We start from the raw sequence: 14,823 nt of genomic DNA, 5'->3' as shown, positions 1-14,823 counted from the left end.
GGACCGTACGTCAGCGTTTGCGGCGCCGGCCGCGTCCGCCGCGTGCCGCTGCCGGTCCGGGCTCCGGCGCGTGTCCCACCGGCTGCTCGTGGCTCCCGGCCTGCCCGGGCACCGGGGCCCGGTCCGCCGTGCGGTCGGCAGAGACGACCAGCGCGGCCAGGGCCGTGGTGACGGGCACCGAGGCGACCAGGCCGATCGAGCCGATCAGGGTCCGCACGATCTCCTCCGCGACCAGTTCGCTGTTGGCGACCGTCCCCATGCTGCTCTGTGCGACCGAGAACAGCAGCAGCAGCGGCAGCGCGGCGCCCGCGTACGCGAGGACCAGCGTGTTGACCACGGAGGCGATGTGGTCGCGGCCGATGCGGATGCCCGCGCGGTACAGCGCGCGGCGTCCCATCGCCGGGTTGGCCTCGTGCAGCTCCCAGACCGCGGACGTCTGGGTGACGGTCACGTCGTCGAGGACACCGAGCGACCCGATGATGACGCCCGCGAGCAGCAGACCGCTCATGTCGATACCCGGGTAGAGGCCGTGGATCAGACCGGTGTTGTCGTCGGTGTTGCCGGTCAGCGCCGACCAGCCGATGAACACCGACCCCAGAACGCCGATCAGGAGCAGCGAGACGAGGGTGCCGAGCACCGCCACCGAGGTGCGGGCGGACAGCCCGTGGCAGAGGTACAGGGCGAGCAGCATGATCAGGCTCGCCCCCACCACCGCCACGACCAGTGGGTTCGAGCCCTCCAGGATGGCCGGCAGGATGAAGAAGTTGAGTACCAGGAAGCTGACCGCCAGCGCGACCAGCGCCATGACGCCCCGCAGCCGGCCCACGGCCACGACGGCGAGCGCGAAGATGCCGGCCAGCAGCGCCAGCGGGAAGCGGCGGTTCACATCGGCGACCGAGTACTGCAGGTCCTCCGGCGCCGAGGGCTCGTAGGCGACCACGACCTCCTGGCCCTCGCTCAACTGCCGGGACTGGTCCGGCTGTACGAGCTCGCTGAACGTGCGGCCCTTGTCCTTGCCGGTGTCGACCCGGATCGTCGCCTTTTTGCAGGTGCCCTTCGCCCGCTGTTCGGCCGAGGAACCCTCGGCCGTGGAGGTGTCACCGGTCGGGACGCCCGCCGAGGGATTGGCGGACGCGCAGTTCACGGGTACGACCTCGGTGACCGTGGCCTCGTGCGTCTGCCGGTCGAAGCCGACCCCGGTGCGCTCGTGGGCCGGGGCACCGCCCGGCCACAACACGGCCAGCCCGACCAGCACGGCCCCGGCGAAGGGGATGAGGATCGCCGCGATGACTTTGCGCAGGTGCCGGGAGACGGGCGCCGCAGGTCCGTGGCTGTGACTGTGCCCGTGTGAGGTGGTCCGGGTCCCGGCCGTAGGCTCCTGCGCGCCCTCGTGACCGCGGCCCGTGGTGTGGCCGTGTGTGTCCAGGCGTCGGTGTGAACCCGTGTGTTCGTGCGCGCCCACATGCCCCGGGCCGGGGCCGTGCACGTGCCCGGAGCGGGCGTCGGCGCCGTGCGGAGGCTCGGACGGCGGATACGGGGGCGGAGAGTTCGAGGTCACCGCCCGATCATCGCAAGAAGGAAGGGTGCCCTCTGTTCACCGCGCCAGAAAGGACGCTAGCGTGGAGGCACCTTTTGTACACGCGGGAGCTCGGAGCACCGGGCTGAGAGGGCGCTGACCTCCGTCCCAGCGATGTTCCACGTGAAACATCACCGACTTCGAGTGATGTTTCACACGGAACGTCAGCAGACGGAATCCGCTGCGTCGACCGCCGAACCTGTTACCGGGTAATGCCGGCGTAGGGAGTAGGTCTCATGACCAACAAGGACGCACGCACGCCTGCCTCCACGCAGAACCCGACGGAGACGTCGGAGGCCACGGAGGCCGGGAAGTCCATCGGCTGGCACAAGGCGTACGTCGAGGGCAGCCGCCCCGACCTGCGGGTGCCGGTCCGTCAGGTGCACCTGACCAACGGGCGTTCGGTCACGCTGTACGACACGTCCGGCCCGTACACCGATCCGCTCGTCGACACCGACGTCCGCCGGGGACTGGCCCCGCTGCGCGAGAACTGGATCATCACCCGCGGTGACACGGAGGAGTACGCGGGCCGTCCCGTCCGTCCCGAGGACGACGGAATCAAGCACACCTCGCCGCGCGGGGGCCTGCGCAACCTCGACGCCGTCTTCCCCGGTCGGCCGCGTCAGCCGCGCCGGGGTCGCGAGGGGCGTGCGGTCACGCAGCTGACGTACGCGCGCCGTGGTGAGATCACGCCCGAGATGGAGTTCGTGGCGATCCGGGAGAACGTCTCTCCCGAGGTGGTCCGCGAGGAGATCGCGGCGGGCCGCGCGGTGCTGCCGGCCAACGTCAACCATCCGGAGACGGAGCCGATGATCATCGGCAAGCGGTTCCTGGTGAAGGTCAACGCCAACATCGGCAACTCGGCGGTGACCTCCTCCATCGAGGAGGAGGTGGAGAAAATGACGTGGGCGACCCGCTGGGGCGCCGACACGGTCATGGACCTCTCCACCGGCCGCAACATTCACACCACCCGCGAGTGGGTGCTGCGCAACTCCCCCGTCCCCATCGGCACCGTGCCGCTCTACCAGGCGCTGGAGAAGGTCGACGGCAAGGCCGAGGAGCTGACCTGGGAGATCTACAAGGACACGGTCATCGAACAGGCGGAACAGGGCGTGGACTACATGACGGTCCACGCGGGCGTCCGCCTGGCGTACGTCCCGCTCACCGCGAACCGCAAGACCGGCATCGTCTCGCGCGGCGGCTCGATCATGGCCGCGTGGTGCCTGGCGCACCACAAGGAGTCGTTCCTGTACGAGAACTTCGAGGAGCTCTGCGAGATCCTCGCGGCGTACGACGTCACCTACTCGCTCGGCGACGGCCTGCGGCCCGGGTCGATCGCGGACGCCAACGACGAGGCGCAGTTCGCGGAGCTGCGCACGCTCGGGGAGCTCAACAGGATCGCGAAGAGCTTCGACGTCCAGACGATGATCGAGGGTCCCGGACATGTCCCGATGCACAAGATCAAGGAGAACATCGACCTCCAGCAGGAGATCTGCGAGGAGGCCCCGTTTTACACGCTCGGCCCGCTCACGACGGATGTCGCGCCCGCGTACGACCACATCACCTCGGGCATCGGCGCGGCGATGATCGCCTGGTGGGGCACGGCCATGCTCTGCTACGTCACGCCCAAGGAACACCTGGGCCTGCCCAACCGGGACGACGTCAAGACCGGCGTGATCACGTACAAGATCGCGGCTCATGCCGCCGACCTCGCGAAGGGTCATCCGGGCGCCCAGGAGTGGGACGACGCCCTGTCCGACGCCCGCTTCGAGTTCCGGTGGGAGGACCAGTTCAACCTGGCCCTCGACCCGGACACGGCCCGCGCCTTCCACGACGAGACGCTCCCGGCGGAGCCCGCGAAGACGGCCCACTTCTGCTCGATGTGCGGCCCGAAGTTCTGCTCGATGAAGATCAGCCAGAGCATCACGGAGCGGTTCGGCGGTGAGGCGGCCGAAGGGGCCACGGCCGAGGAGATCGCCGAGGGGATGCTGCAGAAGTCGAAGGAGTTCGCGCAGTCCGGGAACAGGGTCTACCTGCCCATCGCGGACTGAGCGCCGGCCGGGTGGCTCCTTGCTCCAAAGGAGCCACCCGGTCTCCGCCACGGGGTGCGCACCGCTCAGGAGAGGCGGGCGGACGGTGGGGGAACCGGCTTGGTGTGCGACGGTGAGCCTCGTACGGTCGGGTGCGTGATGAGCGTGAGCGCCGGTGAGCCGCGCAGATGCGGGGTCGCTCCGTCCCGGGATGCGGGCCCGGACGGGTCGCGCTGCTCTCGCGACGATCACCGTGGGGAGCGTGGGAGGTCGGCTCTCCAGGTCACCAGGCCAGGCCGGTCCGCCTCGTCGAATCCCACGGCGAACGGTTCGTCGCCCTCACCTGTCACCAGGTGGATGGTGCACTCCGTCACGCTGTCGCCGGGTGGCACCATCGTGGCGACCCAGTCGGACGGGCAGCCAGGAATGCCGGTGTCGTCGACGAAGGGGGTCTTCCCCGGTATCTGCCGTCCGCCTCGCGTCAGGAGGCGGACGCGACTGCCCTGGTCGGTGTAGAGGTCGTGCGGCCCGGGGTTGGTGTAGGTGATCACCACGTAGTACGGGACGCCGCGGCGCTCGCTCGCGGTGGCGACCAGGTCCAGGTCCTCGATGTCGGCCGCGTCGCCGCGGCGGACGGAGACCAGCGTGGCGGGAAGTTCGAGGACGCCGTCCTCGTCGGCATCGTGCCGGACGCGGCGGACGGCACCCGGCTCCGCCAGCTTCGCGGACACCGCCTCGGGACCGCCCTCGACGGGCCAGACGGCGACCGAGCCGCCCTCGTCGTGGTAACCGCCGGCGTAGTGGGTCAGGGACAGCACGCCGACCCCCTCGGGCAGCACGAAGGTCAAGCAGGACTCGAACGAGGCGCCGGGCGCCAGCGTCCTCGGCGCGGTGTCCGCGCACGGCAGGTCGACCCCACCGGGTCTGCCGCCGCTGATTCTGACCTCCTCCCCGTGCTCCCAGTCGGTGCCGTTGAGGGAGAAGTTGCTGTCCACCATGTAGGCGTGCGGAATCGTCCGCCGGCCGGTGTTGGTGACCTCGAAGGTGACGTAGTGAGGGACCTTGCCCTTCAGTTCCTCGTCCACGCGTGCCCCGCGCATGTCCTCCTCCGAGCCCCGCACCAGGCTCTTGACCGTGATCCGGACCTCGTCGGTGTCCCGGTGCACGATGTTCCGTGCACCGGCACGCACCGGCAGATCGGTCCAGGAGGCCGGCCTCTCCGGAGCTTGTGCCACGGCTCCGCCCGCGTCCTGGTCCCCCGTGCACCCGGTGAGGAGAGCCATTGCCGCCGCGCCCACGGCGGCCTTGCTGAGGTGACTGGACAGGCGCATGACTTCCTTGTCGCACGATGAGCCGGACATTCCGGAGGACTGACGCATCGTAGGACGTCACGGGTGGGCGCGACGGTGGGTGGGCAGGGGCTGGAGCCCGGGCGGCTGCCTCGGGTTTCCGAGACGTCTTCCGATGATCGTCGTGAAGCCCCGTCCGGAGCGGGGCCGTGGGTCTGCTCGTGCTTTCCGGTGAGGGTGGGCAGACTGGGGCCATGGTCGCGAGGTCGATGAGCAAGGGTTCCAACATCTCCGTCGAGGCGCCCGTCGTGCGCGTCGAGCTCGCCTGGGGGGCCGGGCCGGGGGTGCCGGACATCGACGCGTCGGCCCTGCTTCTCACGGATGCCGGGCGGGTGCGGGACGACGGGGACTTCGTCTTCTACAACCAGCCGCGTCACGCCTCGGGGGCCGTACGGCACCTGGGGAAGCGGAACGTTGACGGGGCCGCCACCGACACCGTCGAGGCGGATTTGCGCTCGGTGGAGCCGGCCGTCGACCGGATCGTGCTCGGGGCGTCGGCCGACGGCGGGACGTTCGGGCAGGTGCCGGGGCTGGTGCTCCGGCTGCTGGACGCCGCGTCCGGCACCGAACTGGCCCGTTTCGACATGGCGGCCGGGTCCGAGACCGCCTTCATCGGGGGTGAGCTGTACCGGCGGCAGGGCGCGTGGAAGTTCCGTGCCGTGGGTCAGGGGTACGCCTCCGGGCTGGCCGGACTGGCCACGGACTTCGGTATCACCGTCGACGAGCCCGGCCCGTCGGCCACCGCCGCGACACCGCCGCCCTCGCCCGTCATCCCGCCGCCCGCCGCCGCGACACCGCCGCCCTCGCCTGTCACGCCGCCGCCCCCCGCCGCCGCGACACCGCCCGGCGCCCGGCCGGCGGCCGTGACACCCCCGCCGTCCCCGCCTGTCGCCCCGGCGCCCCCCGCCCCCGCCTCACCGCCCTTGTCCGGCGCCCCCCGCCTCACCAAGGGGGAGGAGCGGCTGCCCGTCGACATGCGCAAGCGGCTGTCCCTGCGTAAGGAACAGGTCGCGGTCAGCCTGCGCAAGCACGGGGCGAGCGAGGTCACCGCGCGCGTCATCCTGGTCCTCGACGCCTCCGGCTCCATGTCCTTCCTGTACACCAAGGGCGTCGTGGCCGATGTCGTCGAGCGGATGGCGGCGGTCGCCGCCCAGTTGGACGACGACGGGGAGATGCAGGCCTGGACGTTCGCCACGAACCCGGCCCGGCTGCCGGACCTGCGGCTCGGCGACCTCCCCGAGTGGCTGCGGCTGCACGTCCGGGTGGGGGAGATCAGCCTGTTCCGGCGCAAGCGGAAGAAGACTCTCGACCCGAGCCAGGTCGACATGCGGGACGTCGGCATCCAGAACGAGGAGCAGAAGGTCATCGCGGAGGTACGCGCGTTCGTGCGGGACCGTCCGAGCACCGACCCCACGCTGGTGCTGTTCTTCTCCGACGGCGGTGTCTACCGCAACGCCGACATCGAGGACCAGCTGCGCCAGGCCGTGGAGGAGCCCGTCTTCTGGCAGTTCGTGGGCCTCGGCCGCGCCAACTACGGTGTGTTGGAGCGTTTCGACACCCTGCCCGGGCGCCGCGTCGACAACGTCGGCTTCTTCTCCGTCGACGACATCAGCACGGTCCCGGACGCGGAGCTGTACGACCGGCTGCTGTCCGAGTTCCCTCAGTGGATCAGGGCCGCCCGGGCGGCGGGCATCTTCTGACGCGCCTCTCCCCGGCTGTACCGCGGCCACCCGGCGCGCGCCGGCCGGAGCTGGCCGCAGCCGCCGTCACCGTCCCCACCGCCGCGAGCGCACAGGCCGCCGCCGCGCCCACGCCCCCGGGGCGGAGACGTCCTGGTGCGAGGTCTCCGCGGGGAGGCGGCGCGGGCCGGCGAGGCCGTAACGGCTACTCCGGCTGGTGGTCCGGCCCTCCGAAGTCCGGGCTGGAGTAGTCCGGGCTGGAGTAGCTCGGCCGGGTGCCCTTCACCGACTTGTCCTCAGGGCTGGAGAAGCCCGGCCGGCCGTACCCGAGGTGCGGCATACGGCTGTCCGACGCGGGCGGCACCGTGTGCCGCAGTGCCGTGTCTCCCTTGGGATCGCTGAGCGCGTCCCGGAGGAACGGCACGATGCCCCGTTCCAGCAGGGCTTCGTGCCAGGCGTCACGCGCCCGGGCCACTTCTCCGTCGAGCTCCCGGTACCGTCCGCCGAGTGCCGATGGCTTGTTGCGCAGGGCGGTGAGCAGCAGACCCGTTCCGGCGACGACGATCGCGACGGCGGTGACCGCGCCGAACACCCAGCCGGTGGTGAGCATCGTCCGGGCGAACGCGGCCTCGGGATCGAGCGTCCTCAGGATGAAGCCGACGAGCAGGAATATCGCGGCGGCGGTACCGGCCAGGACGGGTGCCAGGACGGCGACGACGGCCGCCGCCCCCGCCCCGGCCGCCTCGGCCACCTCGCCCATGGAGGCGGCGAGACCCGCCGCTCCGGCGGTCGGTTCGCCGCTGCCGGAGTCACGGACGGCAGGCGAGACCGCCGAGGGCGGCCGGCGGACCTCTTCGCGGACCTTCACGTAGTGCTGGTACTCGGTCGCGGCGGCCGCGGTGATGAGCGCGGTGGCGCCCAGCGCCATCGTGCGCAGTTGCTCCGAGTTGAGCCGCTGTCCCACAGCGGCCAGCTCCGGATTGTGTGGTGCGGAGCGCAGCGCCTCATCGAGAATCCGCTCGTAGTCCTGGCGGTCCTCGCTCAGCAGGTGCTGCGGAACGCTGTTCATGTGCATCCCCCGATGCTCCGTAGGGCTTGGGGCTCGGCATGCTGACGAGCCGTCGGGCAGAAACGGAGGGGAGCCTGCTACGGATAAGCCGATGGTAGAGCGGTGACGGCGCGCGGTGACAGGGGGTTTACCGAAATTGCCGTCCCCGGCGTGCGGTCACGGACCGCCGGGGGACGGCCCGCGCAACGCTCAGACGGGCAGCGGCAGTTGCCGGACCAGCAGTTTCCCGGCCATCGTCACGCCGCCGTCCATCGCGATGGCCAGACCGTCGGCGTACACATGAGGTTCGGCCACCACGGGGCCGTTGTCGTCCTCGGTGTCCTCGGAGCCGACTTCGCCCAGCAGATACGGGATCGGGCTGTGGCCGTGAACGACCCGGGTGCCGCCGTACGTATCCAGGAGGGAGCGCACCGCTTCGGCGCCGCCCTCGTCACGGAAGGAGAAGCGCTTGGTGAACTTGCGGAACAGGTTCCAGACCTCGTCGGCGTCGTTGCGGGTGAGGGTCTCGCGGACCGTGTCGTTGACCTCTTCGATCGAGCGGCCGTAGTCGAGGTAGGCGGTGGTGTCGGAGTGCAGCAACAGGTGGCCGTCGACCTCCTCGACGGCGTCGAGGCGCGCCATCCACGCGAGGTGGTGGTCCTGGAGGCGGTCCATGTCGGTCTTCTGTCCGCCGTTGAGCAGCCAGGCCGCCTGGAAGGTGGCGGTGCCCGCGCCGGAGTTCACCGGTGTGTCGCCGAACCGCTTGGCGCCGAGCAGCAGCAGTTCGTGATTGCCCATGAGGGCCTTGCAGTAGCCGCCCGCCGCCGCGGCCTCGGCGGACAGCCGCATCACCAGGTCGATGACGCCGATGCCGTCCGGACCGCGGTCGGTGAAGTCGCCGAGGAACCACAGCCGCGCGGTGCCGGCGCACCACTGGCCCGCGGAGTCGACGAGGCCCTGTTCCCGCAGGGCGGCCAGCAGCTCGTCCAGATAGCCGTGGACGTCACCGACCACGTACAGCGGGCCCTTGCCGTTGGCGGGCTGCGGGGCGGGAACGGGCACGGGGTCGACGGTCACCTGGACAGTGTCACCCCGATTGATGACGGGGAGGTCCCGCTGGGTGGGCGTGTACCCCTCCGGACAGGCCTCGTCGGCCGGCGGGACGACGTCGCCGGGGTGCGTGCTCTGGACGTACGGACCGGTCTCGTGGACGTACGCGGGCACCCGGAAGTCGCGCAACGTCGCCGTCCGCTCCACCTCGGGTCCCTGACCGGCCCCCTGAGTCATCGACCCCTCCACCATCGCGCCGCATCTGCACCGCGTCGGACTGCCTGGTCGCAGCGGCCCGCGGTGTCGTGGGCCCATCATAGGAATGCGGATCGCGCCGTGTGATGACCCAGGGGTGGTGAATCAGAACAGGACTCCGGTTCGCCGGGGTTTTCGTCCCGTTTGCTCCGGTCTCCGGACGTCCGGAGGCGGATCCGTTCCCACGGCCGGCCGTCGGCGTGACCGCTCGATCCGGCCATTCCGTGATCATCCGATCATCCTGTTCCGACCCCCGGAACCCGGCATCCCCCTGACGTCCGCCCCTGGCGACCGGACCGCCCTGCCGCGGACGGGCCGGTCCGTTCCTTCCCCGGGAACCCTCGAGCGGGCCGGGGGACCGCCTCGCCTCACCCCTCCGGAAGCGGGGCTCCACCCCTGGTCACCCGCACGTCGCGCCCCCGGGTGCTCATGTCCCCCGCGGGGACCTCGGCGGGCTGACCGTCGTACGCGGCGGCCGGCGCTGCGAGGAGGTGCGCACGATCAGCTCGGTCGGTATCACCTGCTCGACCGGCTGGTCGGAGTCGACCCCCTCGATGGCGTCGATCAGCAGTTGCACCACCGCCGTGCCGATCCGCCGCGGTTTCAGGGAGAGCGTCGTGACGGGCGGCTCGGTGTTCGCGTAGACGGTGGACTCGCTGCAGCAGACGAGGAGCAGGTCCTCCGGCACACGCAGGCCGTAGCGCCGGGCCGCGGCGAGCAGGTCGGTGCCGTTGGGGTCGAACAGGCCGTAAACCGCGTCGGGGCGGTCGGGCCGGGCGAGCAGTCGGTCGGCGGCTACGGCGCCCGCGCAGGGGTCGTGCGCCGGGTAGGCCTCGTACACCGGGTCCTGGCCCACGCGCTCGCACCAGCGCAGGTACGCGGTGGTCGACAGGTGGGTGTACGTGTCGGTGGTGGTGCCGGTGAGCAGGCCGATGCGGCGGGCGCCGGCGTCGGCGAGGTGGTCGAGGATGCCGAGGACGGCGGCCTCGTGATCGTTGTCGACCCAGGCCGTGACCGGCAGCGAGCCGGTCGGGCGGCCGTCGGAGACGACGGGTAAGCCCTGGCGGACCAGCTCGCTGACGACCGGGTCGTGGTCGGAGGGGTCGATGACGACCGTGCCGTCCAGGGCGACGTTGGACCACACGTCGTGACGGGAGGTCGCGGGCAGGATGACGAGGGCGTAGCCGCGGGCGAGCGCGGCGGAGGTGGCGGCCCGTGCCATCTCGGCGAAGTACGCGAACTCGGTGAAGGTGAAAGGTTCATCCCCGTACGTCGTCACGGTCAGGCCGATGAGTCCTGACTTCCCGGTGCGGAGCGTACGGGCGGCGGCCGAGGGGCGGTACCCCAGTCTGTCGGCCACCTCGCGGACGTGGCGCCGGGTGGCGTCCGGGAGCCGGCCCTTGCCGTTGAGGGCGTCGGAGACGGTCGTGATGGAGACTCCGGCGGCGGCGGCCACGTCCCTGATGCCCGCTCGACCCGGCCGGCTGCCTCGGCGTGAGGTTTCCGCGCGGCTCACCTGGTGCTTCCCTGCTGCTGTCATGGCGAGCCGATAGTAGGGCTCATTCGGTGGGGTAGGGCGGACGCATATGCACGCGTTGACAGGCACGTTTCTGCATGATCATTTAACCTCAATCGCCTGCGAAACAATGGGTGTTGAACGTTCCAATACCAGTCCCTGTCGTGTCCGTGCATGCGCGCCTGGCGAGGGTGTGATGTTGCGAAGAGGTCTCAACTCACCTGCACGGGCGATGCGCGCCACGGCGCGAACTACCGGCGCGTAGATATATGTGCGGCGCGCCCCTGGGTCGCACGCCGTTCCTACCCGTTCGGGCGATGTTGCCCGTGTTGTCACTGTGACGGACGGGAAAGCGGGAGCGGTCGCCTCCCCTATACGCAGCGGCGCCGAATCCTCATAAGGTGAGGAGTATTGGATGTCGGCGGCGGTCATGGGCCGCCGGTCTTCGCGAGGAGGACTGCGGTGAGCGAGACGAGCCCCAAGCTGCGCGCCGAGCTGGAGGGGATCCCCACCTACAAGCCGGGCAAGCCCGCCGCGGCCGACGGGCCGGTGGCGTACAAGCTGTCCTCCAACGAGAACCCCTACCCGCCGCTGCCCGGTGTGATGGAGACCGTGACGGCCGCGGCCGCCGTCTTCAACCGCTACCCGGACATGGCGTGCACCGCCCTGACGGCGGAGATCGCCGAGCGTTTCGCGGTGCCGGTGTCGCACGTGGCCACGGGCACCGGTTCGGTCGGCGTCGCCCAGCAGCTGCTGCAGGCCACCTCGGGCCCGGGTGACGAGGTGATCTACGCCTGGCGCTCCTTCGAGGCGTACCCGATCATCACGCAGATCAGCGGTGCCACCTCCGTGAAGGTGCCGCTGACCGAAGGTGACGTGCACGACCTGGACGCGATGGCCGACGCGATCACCGGCCGGACCCGGCTGATCTTCGTCTGCAACCCCAACAACCCGACCGGCACGGTGGTGCGCCGGGCCGAGCTGGAGCGGTTCCTCGACCGGGTGCCCGACGACGTCCTGGTGGTGCTGGACGAGGCGTACCGCGAGTTCATCAGGGACCCCGAGGTGCCGGACGGTGTGGAGATCTACCGGGAGCGGCCCAACGTCTGCGTGCTGCGGACGTTCTCCAAGGCGTACGGCCTCGCCGGGCTGCGCGTCGGTTTCGCCATCGCCCACGAGCCGGTGGCCGCGGCGCTGCGCAAGACGGCGGTGCCGTTCGGGGTGAGCCAGATCGCCCAGGAGGCGGCGATCGCCTCACTGCGGGCCGAGGACGAGCTGATCGGGCGGGTCGGCTCCCTGGTCTGCGAGCGCAACCGGGTGATGGACGGACTGCGCTCCCAGGGCTGGACCGTGCCCGAGAGCCAGGCCAACTTCGTGTGGCTGCGGCTGGGGGAGCGCACCGTGCCGTTCGCGCAGGCGTGTGAACAGGCGGGCGTGGTGGTCCGGCCGTTCCCCGGGGAGGGCGTGCGGGTCACCGTCGGCGAGACGGAGGCGAACGACATCTTCCTCAAGGTGGCGGGGGACTTCCGCCAGGAGGGCTGAGAGCCCCTGCGGTTCCTGGGCGGCCGGCGGTTCATCCGCCGGCCGCCTTCGTGTGTCCGGAGCCGCCCGGAAGGGGGTTGACGTCACATGGCACCCCCCTTCCGGGTCGGAAAAGCAGTAGGTCATAATTGCTTGTGAATGTGAACGCGTTCACAAGCGCATCCCGTTCCTCCCGAGATGGCCGGGCATGACGGGGTCGCGCGACTGCTGCACCACGGCGAAGTAAGGAGCGACGACGTGGATCTGGCTCTGGCGCCGGAGACCCTGGCGCGATGGCAGTTCGGTATCACCACCGTCTACCACTTCCTCTTCGTTCCCCTGACGATCTCGCTCGCCGCCCTCGTCGCGGGGCTGCAGACCGCCTGGGTGCGGACGGAGAAGGAGAAGTACCTCAGGGCGACGAAGTTCTGGGGCAAGCTCTTCCTGATCAACATCGCGATGGGCGTCGTCACCGGTATCGTGCAGGAGTTCCAGTTCGGCATGAACTGGTCCGACTACTCGCGGTTCGTCGGGGACGTCTTCGGTGCCCCGCTCGCCTTCGAGGCGCTGATCGCCTTCTTCTTCGAGTCCACCTTCATCGGCCTGTGGATCTTCGGCTGGGACCGTCTGCCGAAGAAGATTCACCTGGCCTGCATCTGGATGGTCTCGATCGGCACGCTGCTGTCGGCGTACTTCATCCTCGCGGCCAACTCCTGGATGCAGCACCCGGTCGGCTACCGGATCAACGGGGAGAAGGGCCGCGCCGAGCTCACCGACTTCTGGCTGGTGCTCACCCAGAACACCACGCTCAACCAGGTCTTCCACAGCTTCTCGGCGGCCTTCCTCACCGGCGGCGCCTTCATGGTGGGCATCGCGGCCTTCCACCTGCTGCGCAAGAAGCACATCCCGGTGATGCGCACCTCGCTGCGGCTCGGCCTCGTCACCCTGGCGGTCGGCGGTCTGCTCACCGCGATCAGCGGCGACACCCTCGGCAAGGTCATGTACGAGCAGCAGCCGATGAAGATGGCTGCCGCCGAGGCCCTCTGGGACGGCGAGGAGCCGGCGCCCTTCTCCGTCTTCGCCTACGGCGACGTCGACAAGGGGCACAACGAGGTCGCCCTGGAGATCCCCGGTCTGCTGTCCTTCCTCGCCCACAGCGACTTCGAGTCGTACGTGCCCGGCATCAACGACACCAACAAGGAACTGCAGGAGAAGTTCGGACCCGGTGACTACAAGCCCATCGTGCCCGTCGCCTACTGGGGCTTCCGCTGGATGATCGGGTTCGGCATGGCCTCCTTCTCGGTGGGCCTGCTGGGGCTGTGGCTGACCCGGAAGAAGTTCCTGCTGCCGGCCGCGTACCGGACCGGTGAGGACGAGGTCCCGCACCTGGTGCTGCTGAAGAAGCCGCTGGGCTCCCGGCTGACCCGGCTCTACTGGCTGGCCGCGGTGTGGACGATGGCCTTCCCGCTGATCGCCAACGCCTGGGGCTGGATCTTCACCGAGATGGGCCGTCAGCCCTGGGTCGTCTACGGCGTGATGCGCACCGAGGACGCGGTCTCCCCCGGCGTGTCCCAGGCCGAGGTCATCACCTCGATGACCGCCTTCACCCTGCTCTACGCCGTCCTGGCCGTCATCGAGGTCCGGCTGCTCGTCAAGTACGTCAAGGCGGGGCCGCCCGAGCTCAGCGACTCCGACCTCAACCCGCCCACGAAGCTCGGCGGCGACGTCCGTGACGCCGACAAGCCGATGGCCTTCTCGTACTAGGCCGAGGGAGCTGCACTGTCATGGAACTGCACGACGTCTGGTTCGTCCTCATCGCCGTCCTGTGGACCGGCTACTTCTTCCTGGAGGGCTTCGACTTCGGGGTCGGCGTCCTGACCCGGCTGCTGGCCCGCGACCGCGCCGAGAAGCGGGTGCTCATCAACACCATCGGACCCGTGTGGGACGGCAACGAGGTCTGGCTGCTCACGGCCGGCGGCGCCACCTTCGCGGCCTTCCCCGAGTGGTACGCCACCCTCTTCTCCGGCTTCTACCTGCCGCTGCTGGTCATCCTGATCTGCCTGATCGTCCGGGGTGTCGCCTTCGAGTACCGGGCCAAGCGGCCCGAGGAGAACTGGCAGCGCAACTGGGAGACGGCGATCTTCTGGACCTCGCTGCTCCCGGCATTCCTGTGGGGCGTCGCCTTCGGGAACATCGTGCGCGGGGTCAAGATCGACGCCGGGTTCGAGTACGTGGGCAGCGTCTGGGACCTGCTCAACCCCTACGCCCTGCTGGGCGGTCTGGTCACGCTGACCCTGTTCACCTTCCACGGCACGGTGTTCACGGCCCTCAAGACGGTCGGGGACATCCGGGAGAGGGCACGGAAGCTGGCCCTGCGCGTAGGGCTCGTCACCGCCGCACTGGCCCTGGTCTTCCTGCTGTGGACGCAGGCCGACAAGGGTGACGGGGCCAGCCTGATCGCCCTCGTCGTGGCGGTCGCCTCGTTGGTCGCGGCCCTGGTGGCCAACCAGGCGGGGCGCGAGGGATGGTCGTTCACCCTGTCCGGCGTCACCATCGTGGCCGCGGTGGCCATGCTCTTCCTGACGCTCTTCCCGAACGTCATGCCGTCCACGCTGGACGCGGAGTGGAGCCTGACCGTCACCAACGCCTCCTCCAGCCCGTACACCCTGAAGATCATGACCTGGCTCGCGGTCATCGCCACCCCGCTGGTGCTGGTCTACCAGGGCTGGACCTACTGGGTCTTCCGTAAGCGGATCGGCACCCAGCACATCGCTGATCCCGTGCACTGAGGTGTGTTTC

The 14,823-nt window shown here is 70.0% G+C and carries 10 protein-coding genes and 1 riboswitch; of the genes, 5 read left to right on the top strand and 5 right to left on the bottom strand.

Going from position 1 to position 14,823, the window contains the following annotated elements; genetic code table 11:
* Positions 1-10: 10 nt before the first annotated feature.
* The gene (locus ACIF8S_RS17320) at positions 11-1,558 is read right to left on the bottom strand and encodes a YibE/F family protein (RefSeq protein WP_399999931.1); all 1,548 of its coding nucleotides are present in this window, start codon (positions 1,556-1,558) and stop codon (positions 11-13) included.
* Between the two features lie 72 nt (positions 1,559-1,630).
* Positions 1,631-1,820: riboswitch (TPP riboswitch) on the top strand.
* Between ACIF8S_RS17320 and thiC the strand changes: the two genes are divergently transcribed.
* The gene (thiC, locus tag ACIF8S_RS17315; RefSeq protein ID WP_399999930.1) at positions 1,813-3,627 is read left to right on the top strand and encodes a phosphomethylpyrimidine synthase ThiC; all 1,815 of its coding nucleotides are present in this window, start codon (positions 1,813-1,815) and stop codon (positions 3,625-3,627) included. Its footprint overlaps the riboswitch before it by 8 nt.
* 227 nt (positions 3,628-3,854) lie before the next feature.
* Here thiC and ACIF8S_RS17310 read toward each other — a convergent pair whose 3' ends face one another.
* On the bottom strand, positions 3,855-4,937 hold the full coding sequence (locus tag ACIF8S_RS17310; protein WP_399999929.1) for a hypothetical protein: 1,083 nt from the start codon (positions 4,935-4,937) through the stop codon (positions 3,855-3,857).
* A gap of 212 nt (positions 4,938-5,149) precedes the next feature.
* Here ACIF8S_RS17310 and ACIF8S_RS17305 point away from each other — a divergent pair, with 212 nt between their 5' ends.
* Entirely contained in the window at positions 5,150-6,655 is a 1,506-nt protein-coding gene (locus ACIF8S_RS17305; protein WP_399999928.1) for a VWA domain-containing protein, read from the top strand.
* Between the two features lie 184 nt (positions 6,656-6,839).
* Here the strand turns inward: ACIF8S_RS17305 and ACIF8S_RS17300 are convergent, their stop codons facing one another.
* The 3 genes from ACIF8S_RS17300 to ACIF8S_RS17290 all read right to left on the bottom strand — a co-directional run bounded on the left by ACIF8S_RS17300 (position 6,840) and on the right by ACIF8S_RS17290 (position 10,527).
* Positions 6,840-7,709, bottom strand: a complete 870-nt coding sequence (locus ACIF8S_RS17300) for a hypothetical protein (RefSeq protein WP_399999927.1) — start codon at positions 7,707-7,709, stop codon at positions 6,840-6,842.
* A 183-nt stretch (positions 7,710-7,892) separates the two neighbouring features.
* Positions 7,893-8,984: a metallophosphoesterase gene (locus ACIF8S_RS17295; protein ID WP_399999926.1), complete on the bottom strand. Its 1,092-nt coding sequence runs from the start codon at positions 8,982-8,984 to the stop codon at positions 7,893-7,895.
* A gap of 430 nt (positions 8,985-9,414) precedes the next feature.
* Positions 9,415-10,527: a LacI family DNA-binding transcriptional regulator gene (locus tag ACIF8S_RS17290; RefSeq protein WP_399999925.1), complete on the bottom strand. Its 1,113-nt coding sequence runs from the start codon at positions 10,525-10,527 to the stop codon at positions 9,415-9,417.
* A gap of 438 nt (positions 10,528-10,965) precedes the next feature.
* Between ACIF8S_RS17290 and hisC the strand changes: the two genes are divergently transcribed.
* The 3 genes from hisC (at position 10,966) to cydB (ending at position 14,813) form a co-directional block, all read left to right on the top strand.
* The gene (hisC, locus tag ACIF8S_RS17285; RefSeq protein ID WP_399999924.1) at positions 10,966-12,045 is read left to right on the top strand and encodes a histidinol-phosphate transaminase; all 1,080 of its coding nucleotides are present in this window, start codon (positions 10,966-10,968) and stop codon (positions 12,043-12,045) included.
* A 237-nt stretch (positions 12,046-12,282) separates the two neighbouring features.
* A complete protein-coding gene (locus ACIF8S_RS17280) occupies positions 12,283-13,788 on the top strand; it encodes a cytochrome ubiquinol oxidase subunit I (protein ID WP_349795697.1) in 1,506 nt (501 codons plus the stop codon).
* A gap of 20 nt (positions 13,789-13,808) precedes the next feature.
* Positions 13,809-14,813 (top strand): cytochrome d ubiquinol oxidase subunit II, encoded by a 1,005-nt coding sequence (gene cydB / locus ACIF8S_RS17275; RefSeq protein ID WP_399999923.1) that lies wholly within the window; start codon positions 13,809-13,811, stop codon positions 14,811-14,813.
* Positions 14,814-14,823 lie beyond the last annotated feature (10 nt).

This window comes from Streptomyces sp. NPDC085937 (genome assembly GCF_044540535.1).
In the GTDB taxonomy this organism is placed as follows: domain Bacteria; phylum Actinomycetota; class Actinomycetes; order Streptomycetales; family Streptomycetaceae; genus Streptomyces.
The sequence above is the reverse complement of the archived record's forward strand: the minus strand, read 5'-3'. Positions and strand labels throughout refer to the sequence as shown.